Below are 16,291 nucleotides of genomic sequence, written 5' to 3'. Positions count from 1 at the left end.
TGACCTCACGCACTACTTTGGCAGAGGTGTCCCATGTTTCTGATCGGGTTGCTCAGCATGGCAGCAGTCGGCGGCGCAGCGTACGCGTTGGGCGACGTGTTTTCCGATGAGGAAGACGATCCAGACGCAGTTGATGACGGCATCACCGAAGGCAACTACTCCGAAGGAACTTTCATTGAGATCGGGGAGGACGTCGATGAACCGTCCGAGGCATCCGCAGATCAGCCTGCTGACGGATTGATAAGTGACTACGACGGCAATCTGGTCATTGCCGGTGAGAGTGGCGATGACACACTTGCCGGGCAGGATGGCAACGATCAGATCAACGGATATGGCGGCGACGACACGATTGTTGGCAACGACGGGAATGACGTTCTGCTGGGCGGGACAGGTGATGACATCCTGAAGGGCGGGGACGGCAAAGATATCCTGCATGGTGAGGACGGCGAAGACCAGCTTTTCGGTGATGGCGAAGACGACAGGTTGTTCGGTCATTTCGGTGACGACCAGTTGAACGGCGGCGATGGCGATGATGAACTGGTGGGCGGTCAAGGCGACGACATTCTGGTTGGAGAACACGGTCAGGATTCACTTCTAGGCGGGGATGGCGACGACATACTGGATGGCGATGCGGGAATTGACACCCTGTTCGGCGGCAGCGGCGATGATGTTCTGTCCGGTCAGGACGCTGACGAGGAAGGACTTGTCACGGATTTCCTCAACGGCGGTGAGGGGAATGACGTGATCATCGCCGGAGGGGGCGATGTCGTGACCGGGGGGTCCGGCGCAGACGAAATTATCCTGGGCGAAAATGCTGTTGAAAGTGAGGTCACCGTGATGGACTTCACCCCGGGCGAGGACAAGCTGCTCGTGACCTGGGAAGACGCAGAGAACCCCGATCCGGACATCGAAATCCAGACCGACGCACAGAACAGCGACCTAATGCGCGTGCTGGTCGACGGGCAGGAAGTGGCGCATCTGTTTGGCGCGGATGGCCTGTCGGCGGACGACATCGAACTGGTGCGCGAAACCGAACTGCCAACTTTGGGTTTAAGCGGATAAATCCGCAGATTCCCTTTGCAACCTAACAAAATTGCGCCTATACGCGCCCATCCGTGCCGGATTCGGTGCGGTTATCTCCATGGGCCTGTGCTGGACGACATCCCGGCCTGCGCCATTCACTCTAACCCTTAAAGGAGACCCCGATGTCGATTACTGCTGACGAAAAAGCACGCGTGATGAAAGAATTCGCAACCAAAGACGGCGACACCGGTTCGCCCGAAGTTCAGGTTGCGATCCTGACCTCGCGCATCAACACCCTGACCGAGCACTTCAAAACCCACAAAAAAGACAACCACGGTCGTCGTGGTCTGTTGAAGATGGTTGCTCAGCGCCGCAAGCTGCTGGACTATCTCAAGGGCAAGGAAGAGGCCCGTTATCAGGACCTGATCAAAAAGCTGGGTATCCGTCGCTAAGCGCTTTTTGCACGGGTTTCCAGGCCCGGGACTCAGATTTGAACGCCCGCCACTTTGGCGGGCGTTTTTTTTCGTTCATCCACAGGCAACGTAACAGCGTGCCCGCCTTGTTTCAATTTTTAAGAGAGCTTACCATTGACAACTCTCGCACCCGCGCCAATATTGAACCCAAGGCGCGCAGCCGAGGCACTCGCAGGCCTAAAACGCGATCACTGAACTCAGAATATTCGAGACTGCCTTCTAACTGAAAGGCTCCCGTCCAACTTGCGAGCATGTGGAGTCGTTTTCAATCAGGAGAAGAGCATGATCCTCGATATGCACTCATACCGACAACTGAAAGACTCATTGCGGCCGATCAGAGGCCCCATAAAGTCATCCCATCTGGATCAGGGTCTGGCGCGTGGGTTCGGATTTCCGGATTACCACGCTTTGAAAACCACGCTGGAAAAACAGGCCCCTAACGCATCCGGACAGTTGATGAAACTGAATTTCGACGTCACCGGTTTTCTGAACCGGATGGGTCAGCTTGGCTATATGCCCGGGCCCGACGTAAACGATCCGCACGCGTCGCTTCGCCATGTGGCGGTGACGGCGCTCTCCATCGCTGAACCCGGCACCTTTCTGGAAATCATGAAAGAAACCGGCGTGAGCGGCCCGGTGATACGGCTGGATGTGACCGACGACAATTGGAAACGGCAGGTGGCGGGCTATCGCGCGGCACTGACCCGTCATTGGGGCCCGGGAACATCCGGCTATGTCGAAACCGGTTCCGGAAATCCGTGGGTGTGTTGGACAATCACCCCGCCAATGCGCTGGAAACGCGGCGCGCGAATCGAGATCACGAACACGATGATCAAGGTTCAGCAAGGCCGGGAGTTCGGGCACATTCTTGATGAAAGGGATGCCGGCAGGATCAGGGCGATTCAGGCCGAAACCGGTGAAAGCCCGGATGCGTTCTTCAGCCGGATTCTGACAGAGCTGCGCCCCTGTTTTCCGGGTTTCAACGACACCGATATCGACCCGGTGGACGACATCCTGTTCACGGATGAAGGGCTGATGGTCCGGTGTTCATTCGACAACCGCCGCGCGGTCGATGGGCTGGGATGTTCTGTTTTCTTTGAAAAAATCCCGTTTCAGCGGCAGAAAACCGCCGCCTGAGGAAAAACAGTTGCTGCCCCGCCCACCAGGTGGGGTAGCACGGCGTTGGGATCGGCGTTCGGTTTCCCTTCCCTTCTGCCGCATTCTCATGTATGCGCGCGGTATCTGAGACGTTGTGCCAAGACCCCGGCACTCGAACGGAAGATAAATGGGGTCGGCGGCAATGGGGCCGCCATGCAAACGGGAGACCCGCAGGGGCGGGAGTGCTCTCATCTAGGATACGCAAATGTTTGATGTAACTAAGAAATCTATGCAGTGGGGCGAAGAGACGCTGACACTGGAAACCGGCAAGGTTGCCCGTCAGGCCGACGGCAGCGTGATTGCCACGCTGGGTGAAACCAGCGTCATGGCGAACGTGACCTTTGCCCGTGCGCAAAAACCCGGTCAGGATTTTTTCCCGCTGACCGTCCACTATCAGGAAAAATACTATGCCGCCGGTAAGGTTCCGGGCGGCTTCTTCAAGCGCGAGGCGCGCCCGACTGAGAAAGAGACGCTGACCGCGCGTCTGATCGACCGTCCGATCCGCCCGCTGTTCGTTGACGGCTTCAAGAACGAAGTTCTGGTGATGTGCACCGTGCTGAGCCACGATCTGGTCAACGACCCCGACATCGTCGCGATGATCGCTGCTTCTGCTGCGCTGACCATCTCGGGCGCGCCGTTCCGTGGCCCGATCGCCGGTGCCCGCGTTGGGTTTGAGGATGGCGAATACGTTCTGAACCCGACCGTCGACGACATGCAGGACCTGCGCCTGAACCCCGAACAGCGTCTGGATCTGGTTGTTGCCGGCACCAAAGACGCCGTGATGATGGTTGAATCCGAAGCATACGAGCTGTCCGAGGCGGAAATGCTGGGCGCGGTAAACTTCGCGCATGAGCAGATTCAACCGGTCATCGACCTGATCATCTCGCTGGCCGAAGAAGCCGCGAAAGAGCCGTTCGACTTCGAAGCGCCTGATTACTCGGAGCTGTCCGCCGCTGTTAAGGCCGCCGGTGAAGAGCAGATGCGCGCCGCCTTCGCGATCACCGACAAGCAGGAGCGCACTGCCGCTGTTGCCGCTGCCCGTGAAGCGATCAAGGAAGCGCTGACCGAAGAGCAGCTGGAGGACGGCAACCTCGGTTCCGCGATGAAAAAGCTGGAAGCAGGCATTCTGCGCGGCGACGTCGTTAAAGGCGGCAAGCGGATCGACGGTCGTTCGACCACCGATATCCGTTCGATCGTTGCGGAAACCTCGATGCTGCCGCGGACTCATGGTTCGGCCCTGTTCACCCGTGGTGAAACGCAGGCGCTGGCCGTGACCACGCTGGGCACCGGCGATGATGAGCAGTTCATCGACGCGCTGCACGGAAACTTCAAATCGAACTTCCTGCTGCACTACAACTTCCCTCCGTATTCGGTTGGTGAAGTTGGCCGCGTTGGTGGCCCTGGCCGTCGTGAGATTGGCCACGGCAAGCTGGCATGGCGCGCCCTGCAGGCGGTTCTGCCTGCGGCGACCGACTTCCCCTACACGATCCGCATCGTGTCGGAGATCACTGAATCCAACGGCTCCAGCTCGATGGCGTCGGTCTGCGGCGGTTCGCTGTCGATGATGGATGCGGGTGTTCCGCTGAAAGCACCGGTTGCCGGTGTGGCCATGGGTCTGATCCTGGAAGATGACGGCGAATACGCCATCCTGTCGGACATTCTGGGTGACGAAGACCACCTGGGCGACATGGACTTCAAGGTTGCGGGTACCGAAAACGGCATCACCTCGCTGCAGATGGACATCAAGGTTGCGGGCATCACACCCGAGATCATGGAGAAAGCCCTGGCACAAGCCAAGGACGGCCGGATGCACATTCTGGGCGAGATGGGCAAAGCCCTGTCCGAGACCAACGAATTCTCGGTCCACGCACCGCGCATCGAGACCATGAACATCCCGACCGACAAGATCCGCGAAGTGATCGGCTCGGGCGGTAAGGTCATCCGCGAGATCGTGGAAACCTCGGGTGCCAAGGTCGACATCAACGACGACGGCGTGATCAAGATCGCCTCGCCCGATGGTGAATCGATCAAGAAGGCCTATGACATGATCTATTCGATCGTGGCCGAGCCGGAAGAAGGTCAGGTTTACACCGGCAAAGTCGTGAAGATCGTTGATTTCGGCGCCTTCGTGAACTTCTTTGGCAAGCGCGACGGTCTGGTCCACGTGTCCCAGATCGAAAACCGCCGCCTGAACCACCCGTCGGATGTTCTGAAAGAAGGTCAGGAAGTAAAGGTCAAGCTGCTGGGCTTTGACGACCGCGGCAAGGTTCGCCTGTCGATGAAAGTGGTCGATCAGGAAACCGGCGAAGAGATCGTTCCCGAGAAAAAAGAAAAGAAAGAGGAAAGCGCGGACTAATCCGCCACCCCTCATGATCACGAAGGCCCCGGTTTCCGACCGGGGCCTTTTTTCTTGCCTGAAAATCAATCGGGATCGTATTCTAGTTGATATTTTCTGGAGAGTATTATGCCAAATCCCATTTATCGAACCAGGTCGGTCCTGATTGGTTTCCTACTTGTGACAACCGCTTGCACGATACAGGCGGTGCCATCGTATGACGCGGAGCTGGAGGAAAAACTGAATGCTACACACGAAAGGACACTTGCCGTATTCAGCGGATTGAGCAGTTGTCCAAACTCTTGCAGCTTCAGCACATACTCGGAAAAATACGATGCGATAATTGGTGCGTTCGGCGCAACGCGGGACAAGGCCAAAGCCCGCCCGACACCTCCGCTGGGTGTTCGGTTCGCGCAGTCACCACTGCTTGAGGAAGTCTGCCGGGACAGCACACCGCAAAAGTGTCTCAATACCACGCCGGAAAAACTCCAACTGGTTGTCGAAAGTCTTTCCGATCTGCGAGACACCCACCGTCTCGGCACGTTACAACCCGGAACCGTTGAGCTTTTTTTAAAGGATTACACCGCAGCGATCGAACCTACGCTGATCGTTGAAGCAGCATTGAAGCGATAAGGAATTGACCTCATGAAAGTATCTGAAATCGTATCCAACATCTTGGGTGAACTCAGCAACGAACTTGGTAACGGGTTTGCCAGTGTCCGTACATTTGCAAAGAACCAGTCGGAAAACATCGCGGAACTGGCTGTCGTGATTTCGCGCGAACGGGTTTCTGGAATCCTCAAAACCAACAACCAGATGTTCAATCGTTTCATCGAAAGGCTCAAAAAACATGTCGAGCTTTTCGCCCGCGATCTGGCACTGTTGACGGTGCTTACCATCGAAAAGGCCTGGAATCTGATTGTGGGCGAAGTATGGGGGGCGATCAATTCGGCAATCAGCAGTGTCGGAGTACCGCTAAAATTGCCGCTGCCGCCGCAGCAATAGCTTTCCGGCAACTGAACAACCGGTCAGACGGCGGCAAACCGTCGGGAAAGTTTTAATGATGGCCACTCACGGTGTCTGAACCGCCGCGCCGGACCAGTCCCCTCACACCACCCAAAAAACCTGTGAATCGAAGTGAAGCCTTAGTGGCTTTCTTTCGCGCGTGCGTCGCCCACATGTGCGTCATGTATTCTGCGGAACAAAGGACATGACCATGCAAACCCGTCTCATTCTCGCCTCTGCGGCCCTGACCCTCAGCGCCTCTACATTGGCCGCCCAAACCCTTCCCGACGGCGTGTATATTCAGGGATTCGCAGGCTACAGCCAGTTACAGGACAGCGACTTTTCCGGCTCGATCGGGGGCGGAACCCAATCAGTGGATACCGAATTTGACGGCGGCTTTGGACTGGGTGTGGCCGTCGGCACCGAAATCCCCGCATGGTCGAATGACAGCATCGGCACCCGGATCGAGCTGGAGTTGTCCTATCGCGACAATGACGTGGACGCGGTGAATTTCACCGGCAACGGACCGGGGGCTGAAGGGAATGTATCGGGCGATGTCAGCCAGACCTCGCTGTTCGCCAACCTTCTGTTTGATTTCAAACAAGGCGGCGCGATCACACCCTTTGTCGGGTTCGGTGTGGGTGCGACCTATTCCGATCTGGATTTCGTCTACGGGCCGGGTGTGGCGCTGGACGACAGCGACACCAATTTCGCGGCCCAGCTGATTGCCGGTGTCGCCTATGACATCAGCGACTCGACCGCGTTCACGGTCGACGCCCGCTATTCCCGCGCCTTCGACGTCTCCTCCCAACGCCTTGCGCCGAATGGTACGTCAACCGGTACGTTTGAAGACGATCTGGATACGTTCAGCCTCAACTTTGGCCTTCGCTACAGCTTCTGAACACAAACGGGGAAGCGTTTCGATCCGGTTTCTCTTCCCCAGCATGTCCCCGTGTTCTATGCACGGGGGCATGCGCTCATTCATCATCCATATGTCGTCCAGCACCAAACGCCGCCCCAACGCCGAGCAGCTGTGCGCGGATCTGCCAAATGCCGAGTTGTTCGAGGCCGTGAACGGGCGTGATCCCGACCAGATCGCAGGCGTTGAACTCCACCCTGGCAATCTGCATCGGCCCCGCTATCCGTTTCCGCTGCGCCCGGCCGAGATCGGCATCTTTGAAAGCCATCGGCGCATCTGGCGCAAGCTGGTCGAGGACAAGATCGATCTGGCGATCATCACCGAGGACGATCTGCGGGTTGATCCGGCTAAAATCACCCGGGCGCTGGAACTGCTGCGCCCCCTCGCAACACCGGATCACTATATCCGCCTGCCGGTAAAACAACGCGAAACACCGGCCCAGACGATTGCCGGTCAGGACGACATGCGTCTGATCCTGCCGCGCGTGATCGGCCTGCAATGCGTCTGTCAGGTCGTGGGCCGCCACGCCGCCAAACGCCTGCTGGACGCGACCGACCGGATCGACCGCCCTGTGGACACGTTTCTGCAAATGCACTGGATCACCGGCCAGCCCATCCACGCCCTTTTGGGCACAGGTAATCAGGAAGTGGCCGGAGAGATCGGCGGATCAACCATTCAGACTAAACCGCCACTCAGCGACAAGCTGACCCGCGAATTCAAACGCGCAGCTTACAGAGCGCAGCTGCACCTGCATCCGCAGCGTCCACCTGCTTCATTTGGCTGAAAATACTCTAGGGGGGAATCGCGCCTATGCGCGATGGGGGGCAAACAGCCCCCCTGCCCCGGTCCCGCCTTACGACGGTGCCTTGGTCTTGCGCAGATACGGGAAGATCGTCTCGAACTCACCGAATTTCTCTTTGGCTTCCTCGTTGGACACGGCAGGCGGAATGATCACATCCTCGCCCGGCACCCAGTTCGCAGGTGTCGCTACGCCCTTGGCTGTCATCTGCAGCCCGTCCAGCGCGCGCAGAATTTCGGCAAAGTTACGGCCGACGGTCATCGGGTAGGTCATCGACAGCTTCAACTGCTTGTCCGGCCCGATGATAAAGACCGAACGCACGGTCGCACTGTCCGCCGGGGTGCGGCCATCGGGCAGATAGGCCTCGGCAGGCAGCATGTCGAAGGCTTTGGAAACGGCCAGACCATCATCGGCGATGATCGGGAAACCGGGGTTGGCATTACCATATGCCTCGATATCCTTTTTCCATTTCTTGTGATCCTCAACCCCATCGACCGAGACACCAATAACCTTGGTGTTGCGCTTGGCCCATTCGTCGTTCAACTGGGCCACAGCCGAAAACTCGGTGGTGCAGACGGGGGTGAAATCCTTGGGGTGCGAGAACAGGATCGCCCAGCTGTCGCCGATCCAGTCATGGAACTGAACGGTGCCCTGATCCGTTTCTGCGGTGAAATTCGGGACAGTATCGTTAATACGCAAACCCATGGTTCATCTCCTTTCGCGTGAAATATCCGAGTCGGTTGGTGACAACCTAATCACTCAGACGCCACGTTAAAGCATCCGCACCCGTCTGCGATGAAAAATCGTACTCATTGGCCTTGGAAAAGCCCGGTACTCGGTCGAACTTAATTTTTGATCATATTTCCAACCCCCACTTGCCCCCTTGTTTCGGGGATGACAGAGTGGCCCCGTAAAACCGACCGCGCGGTCGAAAGGATTCTGATCGGGAGGGAGAGCCATGATCGACAAACGCAACTTCTACATCAACGGCAAGTGGGTCGCACCCGCCACACCCAACGACTTTGAGGTCATCAACCCGTCGACCGAGGAACCCTGTGCGGTGATCTCACTGGGTTCGGAAGCAGACACCAATGCCGCCGTTGCTGCCGCAAAAGCCGCCCTGCCCGGCTGGATGGCAACCCCGCCGGAAGAACGTATCGCGCTGGTCGAAAAGCTGGTCGATATCTACAAGACCCGGGGCGAGGATCTGGCCGGTGCCATGTCGCTTGAGATGGGCGCGCCCATCGACATGTCGCGCACACAGCAGGTCGGCGCGGGTATCTGGCACCTTAAGAACTTTATCAGGGCCGCCAAAGAATTTCAGTTCGAGCGCCCGCTTGGCGATCACGCGCCGAATGACCGGATCATCCATGAAGCTGTGGGTGTGGCCGCGCTGATCACACCATGGAACTGGCCGATGAATCAGGTCACGCTCAAGGTCGGTGCCGCCGCGATTGCGGGCTGTACGATGGTTCTGAAACCGTCCGAGCAAAGCCCACTGAACGCGATGATCTTTGCCGAGATGATGGATGAGGCAGGGTTCCCACCGGGTGTCTTCAACCTTGTGAACGGCGACGGTGTGGGCGTCGGTTCGCAACTGTCGGGCCACAGGGATGTGGATATGGTCAGCTTTACCGGCTCGACTCGCGCCGGCACGGCAATTTCCAAAAACGCCGCCGATACGCTGAAGAAGGTGCATCTGGAACTGGGCGGCAAAGGCGCCAACGTGGTCTTTGCTGATGCGGATGAAAAGGCCGTCAAGCGCGGCGTCCTGCATATGATGAACAACACCGGCCAAAGCTGTAACGCCCCCAGCCGGATGCTGGTACAGCGCCCGATCTATGATCAGGCGGTCGAGATGGCGGCAGAAGTGGCCGACAAGGTTTCGGTCGGCAACGCGCTGGACGAAGGCCGCCATATCGGACCGGTGGTCAACGAGGTCCAGTGGGGCAAGATTCAGGACCTGATCCAGAAGGGCATCGACGAAGGCGCGCGACTGGTTGCCGGGGGCACCGGGCGGCCCGAGGGCCTGAACAAGGGCTATTACGTGCGCCCCACCGTCTTTGCCGATGCCAACAACCAGATGACCATCGCGCGCGAGGAAATCTTTGGCCCGGTCCTGACCATGATCCCCTTTGATACCGAGGAAGAGGCTGTCGAGATCGCCAATGACACGCCTTATGGCCTGACCAATTACGTGCAGACGCAGGACACCGCGCGGGCCAACCGCATGGCGCGGCAACTGCGGTCAGGCATGGTCGAGATGAACGGCCAGTCCCGCGCTGCGGGTTCTCCCTTTGGTGGCATGAAGCAATCCGGCAACGGCCGCGAAGGCGGTCTCTGGGGGCTTGAGGATTTTCTGGAGGTCAAGGCGGTTGGTGGCTGGGCCGCCGAATAGGCTGAGGGAATTGCATGAATAATTGCAAGGCGTTGTTATACGCCTTGCAAACCTCGTCACCTATGGCGGCAAATCACTGACTATGTCGCATTCTGATCCTTGCGGAAGTTCGGCGTTCGCGACCGAACTCAGGTGGCACAAACTGCTTTCACCGTTTGCGGCAGCACGAATGGCACATGGGTCGGCGGCAGTTTGTTGATTTTCGCGTTGATCCGATAAACATCTGTCATCATCTCATCGGTCAGAACATCCGCAGGCGTTCCGAACCCCCAAACCTTACCCTGCGACAGAACGCAGATCATGTCTGCGAACAATGCGGTCAGGTTCAGGTCGTGCATCACCACAATCACGCCGCCGCCCCGGGCGGCAAAATCCTTGGCGATGTCCAGAACCGTAAACTGATGGGCGATGTCCAGACTGGCAACCGGTTCGTCCAACAGCAGCCATCTGGGCTGATCATGACGCTGGGCGTCCCAGATTTGCGCCAGTACCCGCGCCATTTGCACGCGCTGCTGTTCACCTCCGGACAGATCCTGATACGAACGGTGTTCGAACCCTCTGAGGTCAACGTGAGCGAGGGCCCGGGACGGTAGATGGTCGTTTGTCGCGGCCAATCCGTCTGCCAGCCCAAGCCGGACAACTTCGAGAACGTTGAATGGAAAGGCAACAGTCGAGGATTGGGGTAAGACGCCGCGCATTGCCGACAATTGCCAAGGCTTCAGCGCCGAAATGTCCCGCCCGTTGAGAAGGACCCTGCCCGATGTGGCGATTTCACCCGACAACACCTTGAGGAAGGTAGATTTCCCCGACCCGTTCGGACCAATGATCGCGGTCACCTGTCCGGGCTGCGCGTTAAATTCAATATCGCGCAGGATTTCCTTGCCGCCCAGCCGGACGTGAATGTTTTCGGCCTTCATTGCTTACGCTCCCATCATCCCGTGGCGTCGCAGCAGAATCCACAGAAATACCGGCGCCCCGAGTACGGCCGTCACGATACCGATCGGCAACTCGGCGGGTGCGACGACGATGCGGCTGGTCATGTCGGCGCATAGCAGCAGGCTGGCGCCCAGAAGTGCGGAATTCAGCAGCAGTCTGTGGTGATCGGGGCCCGTTGCGATGCGAAGCAGATGCGGCACGATAATCCCTACGAACCCGATACCACCCGACACCGCCACGGCGGCACCTGTCGCGGCGGCCACCGCCAGAATGGCAAGGCTTTTGCTGCGTTGGACCGGGATGCCGATATGATGTGCAACGGCCTCTCCCATGGCCATGCCGTTCAGCGCGCGGGCCAGAAATTGCGCGGAGACGATGGCGATCAGGATAATCGGCGCGACGGTCACAACCTTGGTCCATGTTGCGCCTGCCAGCGACCCCATTCCCCAAAAGGTCAGATCACGCAGCTGCTGATCATCGGCCATGTAGACCAAAACGCCCGAAACTGCGCCGGACAACGCGCCCAGCGCGATACCAGCCAGCAGCATGGTCGCCACTGATGTCTGACCGCGCCGGGTCGAGACCCGGTAAAGAACAAGGACTGAGGCCCAGCCGCCGAAAAACGCCGCGAATGCGACAAGCCCATTTCCGACCCAGCCCAGTATTGCTGCGGGCAAATAGGCACCAAGTATGATCGCCGAAATTGCCCCCAGACTTGCCCCGGCACTCACGCCCACGATCCCGGGATCGGCCAGCGGGTTTCTGAACAGGCCTTGCATCACCACACCGGACACAGCCAGGGCTGCACCGACAAGTATACCCATCGCCAGACGTGGCAGGCGGATATCCCACAATACGATCCTGTTCAGATCCGACACATCCCGACCCGTTATCAGGTCCGTTACTGCGTCTCCCAGCGATGCGGATGACGCACCAACGGAAATACTTGCTACACTGACAAGTATGAGCAGCATCAAAAGAAACACCGACATCATTCGTGCAGCCGCTCGACGGTCCGCCGAGGGGATGGTCATACCATCATGCCCGGAAACAAGGGTCACAGGCCTTGCCCGTTTCGTTGCAACGCAGCAGACAGTTCAGTGATCGCGGACGCGGTCCGGGGGCCGAAACCCAGAAGATACAGCCCCTTCATGCGCACCAGTCTTTTGTTCCGACCGGCCGGGGTCAACGCAAGCGCCGGCAGTTCGAAAAGCTCGGTCTCGCTGGTTGCATGATCATCGCCCCTGTCCATCATCAAAATGATATCCGGAGCGGCAACGGCCAGAGCCTCGGGGGTGATCGGTTTGAACCCCGAAACATTCGGGACAGCGTTTACGCCACCGGCCAGCCGTATGATGCTGTCCGCCTGTGTCTCGGTACCGCCAACCAGAATCCGGTCATCTCGTGCAAACAGGATAAAAAGAACGCGCATCGGGTTGGACCCGGTCGCAGCCACAGCCGCTGCGTTGGCCGCGTCAATTTCCGCCCCGACCTGATCTGCCAGTGCATTGGCCGCAGACTCCTCATTCAGGGCTGCACCAACGGCCCTGATCTTGGCCACCACGCCGTCCCGGCTGAATTCATCAGCAATTTCCACGAATTCCACACCCGCGTCCTTGAGAACGGTAATCGCCTCGGGCGGACCGGCGCCTTCAATTGATAGGATCATGTCCGGGGCGACGGACAAAACGCCTTCGGGTGTCAACGCGCGCATGTAGCCGATGTCCGGCAGGTCTTGTGCCTCGGGGGGGAAGCTTGACGTCCGGTCGCGTCCGACCAGCCTATCCTGTTGACCCAATGCATACACGATCTCGGTCACGGAGCCGCCAATCGCAATAATGCGATTGGCCTCTGTTTCCTGTGCAGATGCCGCGTGTGGTGCAGCCCATCCGGCAACAACAAAGCCGACGCTCAGGACGGTGGGCCACATACCCATCAGGCAACCTCCGGCGTTTGAAGCGGCTCAAGACCCGACACGAGCTTGTCCCAGGCAGGGCGGTGGTCCGTCTCACCCGAGCGGCGTCCGAAAATCTGAAAGATCAGGCCTCCATCGGCATCGAAAGCTTCGACCGACACGGCTGGTCCGCGCTGGGTCGGTTTGGTGACGGCCCAGACTTCGGCAATGTGATCCGATCTTAGATGCAGGTTGAAACGGGGATCGAGAACATTGAACCACGGTCCCATCTGTTTGATCGTCCGGACCGGCCCGCCGTGTATCTCGATGCAACCGCGGTTTCCGACAAAGATCATGACCTCAAGTTGCTGAGCCCGCAACTGCTCAAACATCGTCTCAATTGCACTGACCTCCAGCGCGCGCACTAATGGCTCGCCAGCGATCCGATATGCGCCTAGGCGATTCATTTTGAGCTTTGAAGTCAGGCGCAGGAATTGGTGGGTATCGGTCATCTTTGCCCATTCGGTGCGCAGGGCGTCGGCCTTTTCGACGTTGGCCTTTGGCGCTTCGGCCGGTTGGCGGGGCGCGACATTCAGCACCTGCGCCTGATCTTCTGATTTCAGCGCCGAAACAAGGTCGTGCCAATGCCCATGGTTTGAATCGTCACGCAGATGAATCTTGTGCACCGCATCGCCTGCGGCATCAAAAAACTGCAAAGACCGCTTTGTTCCCTTATCGCCTTCACGTTCAACGGCGAAGGCATGGACCCAGTGTTTCGGGAACATGCGCAGATCAATATCTTCGGTCAGAACCATCGAGGCATGCGCGCCGGAATGATAGCTGTCGTATTGCCCTACTTTTTCAATCACACAGGACGGGTTCCGGGTGAGTGCCAAAACCTCACCCAGCCCGTTGAGGCGCGGGAAAATCTCGTCAAGATCTGCCGACAGCCGAGTCGCTTCATGGCCAACAAAAGCGGCAACCAGCTGTGCCTCGGCAAGTCCGAGCGAGTCAGCAAGATCACGGTCACGACGTTCGGGGTTCTCATTGTATGCGGCACGCACCTGTTCCGGTGCCATAAGCGCCTGTTCCATCATGGTTTTCCCATCTTCAAATTTTGGATTGGATCAGCTGGCGCTGCGAGTGCTGATATCAGCCGCATGCTGGCAGGGGTCGTCAGAACGGCCCCGATTTATTGTTGACTAATTTAGTAAGCTTTATTAACGAACACAAGCCGCCAAATGGTGGATTTAAAAAACAACAAAAAAGACCAGCGCCAGCGCCCTGCCAGCCCTTCCGGTCCTTGTACGTATCGAAGGGACAGATATGCGTGCGCAATTACAGATGATGAGGCTGTGGGGAACAGCCTCAGGCCTCAGCCTTATGGCAGCCGCAGCCTGGGGGCAGGAACAGGATGACGGTTTCCTAGGCACCCTTGAACTGGGCGAAAGCAAGCGGGAAATTCAGACGGATACTGCAGTTCCCGTGACCAACATCGATCAGGAAGAGATCAACGACCGGCAGGCCAACACAGTTGCGGAACTGATCGACAGCGTGCCGGGCGTGACCCTGGTGAACGGTTCGACCCCGCAAGGTTCAGGTATCAACATTCGGGGCTTCGGGGCCAACGGCACCTTTGGCACTGACCAGAAAGTGCTTGTCCTTATCGATGGTGCGACGACTGGCGGCGAGGAGCTGTACCGTATCGGCAACCAGTTGTTTACGGACCCGCAGCTGTACAAAAGTGTTTCGGTGATCCGCGGAACCGTGGGGTCGTTCGAATACGGTTCGGGCGTGGTCGGCGGTGTCGTTCAGCTGGAAACCAAGGACGCGTCCGACTTTACCGGAGGCGAGCCGGGATTCCGGTTCCGTCAAACGCTGGAGGGGTATTCGAACGGCAACGGATTTGCCTCGTCGTCGATCCTGGCCTGGCAGCCGACCGAGCAGGCCGAGTTCCTGTTGAACTATACCTATCGCGATCAGGACATTCAGCAGGACGGCAATGGACAGGACATCGGCAACAGCGCTTTCACGCTGCCGTCCTTTCTGGCCAAGGGTAAATACAGTTTTGGCGACAACCTCGAACATTCGCTGACTGCATCCTGGAACCAGTCCCAGTCAGAAGAGCGCGATGTGCCTTATGACTCGTTCGGCACAACATCCGATGCGTTTGGCAACGTGGACCGCGACATCGATACAAAAATTGCCGTCTTGCGTTATCAGTACCGTCCGGCAGGCAATGACCTGATCGATCTGGACGTCAACCTCAGCTATTCGGACCAGACTATCGACAGTTCTTATGTCGAGGGGTCCTCGAGTTTGGAGGGAACGCCCTTTTTCCCGTCAGTTCGGGCTCTGGCCGATGCGGATCATCAATACGAGACGACAAAGCTGACGGTGAAGAACGCGTCGTATTTCCAGACCGGAAACGTATCGCACGACCTGCGCACAGGTATCGAATTCATCAATCGGGACCGGCTTGATGCGGCATCGGCGCCCGGAGGTACCGACCGCCGGATCGCTGTGTTTGCGGTTGACGACATGCAGATCGGTGATCAGCTGACGATCACACCAGCGCTGCGGTACGAGACACAGGATATCAAGGGCAACAGCGACGCGACCCCTCCTGCAAACGCAAGCTATGACAACAGCGCCTTGATGGGCGGCCTGTCAGCGCGATACGAGTTTGCCAGCGGTTTCGCGATTTTCGGCGGCGGCGCATACACCGAAAGCCTGCCGATCATCGACGATCTGGGTACGCCGATATTCATGACGCAACCCGAAAAATCGACGACCTGGGAAGCCGGGTTCTCGTATAATCAGGGCGATATCTTTGCCTCGGGCGACGTCGTGCGCGCCAAGGTTAACCTCTATGACACGACCCTGCGGGACATAACGTCCTATTCAGGCGCAGATGAGGTCAATGCTCAGGGTGTGGAAATCGAAGCGTCCTATGCGGTTGCCAGCGGATTTTACGCCGATTTCAACGCAAACATTGTCAAAGCCACGGAAACCAGTGCTACCGGTGCCGAAACACGGTGGCGCAATGAACCGGCAGATACCGCACGGCTGACAGTCGGCAAACGGTTTGGCCGGACGCTTGATGTCAGCTGGGAAATCCTGGGGTCCAGAGCGGGCTTTGATTCGTCGGGTAATCCAATCGGCGGCTATGGACTGAACACACTGCGTGCCACGTACCTGCCGCAAGAGGGCGCATTCCAAGGTTTCGAGGTTCGCGTTGGCATCGAGAACATCTTTGACAAAGATTACCAGTCCAGCCTTTCGACCCGCAAATCGCCGGGCCGGAACTTTAAGCTGACACTGGCGAAGACCTTCTGAGGCAAGCGAAAG

At 58.1% G+C, this 16,291-nt stretch carries 15 protein-coding genes; 10 read left to right on the top strand and 5 right to left on the bottom strand.

Annotated features, from left to right (window positions below; genetic code table 11):
- Positions 1 to 33 precede the first annotated feature (33 nt).
- The 8 genes from ACR0NA_RS15720 (at position 34) to ACR0NA_RS15685 (ending at position 7,697) form a co-directional block, all read left to right on the top strand.
- On the top strand, positions 34 to 1,062 hold the full coding sequence (locus ACR0NA_RS15720) for a calcium-binding protein (RefSeq protein ID WP_480730427.1): 1,029 nt from the start codon (positions 34 to 36) through the stop codon (positions 1,060 to 1,062).
- Between the two features lie 143 nt (positions 1,063 to 1,205).
- Complete coding sequence (gene rpsO / locus ACR0NA_RS15715; RefSeq protein ID WP_170655922.1) at positions 1,206 to 1,475, top strand: 30S ribosomal protein S15; 270 nt, start codon at positions 1,206 to 1,208, stop codon at positions 1,473 to 1,475.
- A 303-nt stretch (positions 1,476 to 1,778) separates the two neighbouring features.
- Entirely contained in the window at positions 1,779 to 2,633 is an 855-nt protein-coding gene (locus ACR0NA_RS15710; protein WP_480730424.1) for a hypothetical protein, read from the top strand.
- 226 nt (positions 2,634 to 2,859) lie between these two features.
- A complete protein-coding gene (pnp, locus tag ACR0NA_RS15705) occupies positions 2,860 to 5,010 on the top strand; it encodes a polyribonucleotide nucleotidyltransferase (protein WP_480452381.1) in 2,151 nt (716 codons plus the stop codon).
- A gap of 108 nt (positions 5,011 to 5,118) precedes the next feature.
- Complete coding sequence (locus ACR0NA_RS15700; RefSeq protein ID WP_480730422.1) at positions 5,119 to 5,622, top strand: hypothetical protein; 504 nt, start codon at positions 5,119 to 5,121, stop codon at positions 5,620 to 5,622.
- A gap of 12 nt (positions 5,623 to 5,634) precedes the next feature.
- On the top strand, positions 5,635 to 5,994 hold the full coding sequence (locus ACR0NA_RS15695; RefSeq protein WP_480730421.1) for a hypothetical protein: 360 nt from the start codon (positions 5,635 to 5,637) through the stop codon (positions 5,992 to 5,994).
- A gap of 211 nt (positions 5,995 to 6,205) precedes the next feature.
- Complete coding sequence (locus ACR0NA_RS15690) at positions 6,206 to 6,895, top strand: outer membrane protein (protein ID WP_480730420.1); 690 nt, start codon at positions 6,206 to 6,208, stop codon at positions 6,893 to 6,895.
- Between the two features lie 70 nt (positions 6,896 to 6,965).
- Positions 6,966 to 7,697 (top strand): glycosyltransferase family 25 protein, encoded by a 732-nt coding sequence (locus ACR0NA_RS15685; RefSeq protein ID WP_480730418.1) that lies wholly within the window; start codon positions 6,966 to 6,968, stop codon positions 7,695 to 7,697.
- Positions 7,698 to 7,766: 69 nt separating this feature from the next.
- On the opposite strand, the gene ACR0NA_RS15680 is transcribed toward ACR0NA_RS15685, so the two are convergent.
- Positions 7,767 to 8,417, bottom strand: coding sequence for a peroxiredoxin (locus ACR0NA_RS15680; RefSeq protein ID WP_170655935.1), 651 nt, complete (start codon positions 8,415 to 8,417; stop codon positions 7,767 to 7,769).
- A 253-nt stretch (positions 8,418 to 8,670) separates the two neighbouring features.
- Here ACR0NA_RS15680 and ACR0NA_RS15675 point away from each other — a divergent pair, with 253 nt between their 5' ends.
- Complete coding sequence (locus ACR0NA_RS15675) at positions 8,671 to 10,110, top strand: aldehyde dehydrogenase family protein (RefSeq protein ID WP_480730415.1); 1,440 nt, start codon at positions 8,671 to 8,673, stop codon at positions 10,108 to 10,110.
- A 128-nt stretch (positions 10,111 to 10,238) separates the two neighbouring features.
- Here the strand turns inward: ACR0NA_RS15675 and ACR0NA_RS15670 are convergent, their stop codons facing one another.
- The 4 genes from ACR0NA_RS15670 to ACR0NA_RS15655 are packed head-to-tail and all read right to left on the bottom strand — an operon-like array spanning position 10,239 to position 14,037.
- Positions 10,239 to 11,027, bottom strand: a complete 789-nt coding sequence (locus tag ACR0NA_RS15670) for a heme ABC transporter ATP-binding protein (RefSeq protein WP_480730412.1) — start codon at positions 11,025 to 11,027, stop codon at positions 10,239 to 10,241.
- Between the two features lie 3 nt (positions 11,028 to 11,030).
- Entirely contained in the window at positions 11,031 to 12,080 is a 1,050-nt protein-coding gene (locus tag ACR0NA_RS15665) for a FecCD family ABC transporter permease (protein WP_480730543.1), read from the bottom strand.
- A 23-nt stretch (positions 12,081 to 12,103) separates the two neighbouring features.
- Positions 12,104 to 12,982, bottom strand: coding sequence for a heme/hemin ABC transporter substrate-binding protein (locus ACR0NA_RS15660; protein ID WP_480730410.1), 879 nt, complete (start codon positions 12,980 to 12,982; stop codon positions 12,104 to 12,106).
- Positions 12,982 to 14,037, bottom strand: a complete 1,056-nt coding sequence (locus ACR0NA_RS15655) for a hemin-degrading factor (RefSeq protein ID WP_480730407.1) — start codon at positions 14,035 to 14,037, stop codon at positions 12,982 to 12,984. Before ACR0NA_RS15655 ends, ACR0NA_RS15660 begins: the two co-directional genes overlap by 1 nt.
- A gap of 229 nt (positions 14,038 to 14,266) precedes the next feature.
- On the opposite strand from ACR0NA_RS15655, the gene ACR0NA_RS15650 reads away from it, so the two are divergent.
- The gene (locus tag ACR0NA_RS15650; RefSeq protein ID WP_480730405.1) at positions 14,267 to 16,279 is read left to right on the top strand and encodes a TonB-dependent receptor domain-containing protein; all 2,013 of its coding nucleotides are present in this window, start codon (positions 14,267 to 14,269) and stop codon (positions 16,277 to 16,279) included.
- Positions 16,280 to 16,291 lie beyond the last annotated feature (12 nt).

It is taken from the genome of Ruegeria sp. C11, assembly GCF_056537725.1.
This window is presented reverse-complemented; position numbering and strand designations above follow the sequence as displayed.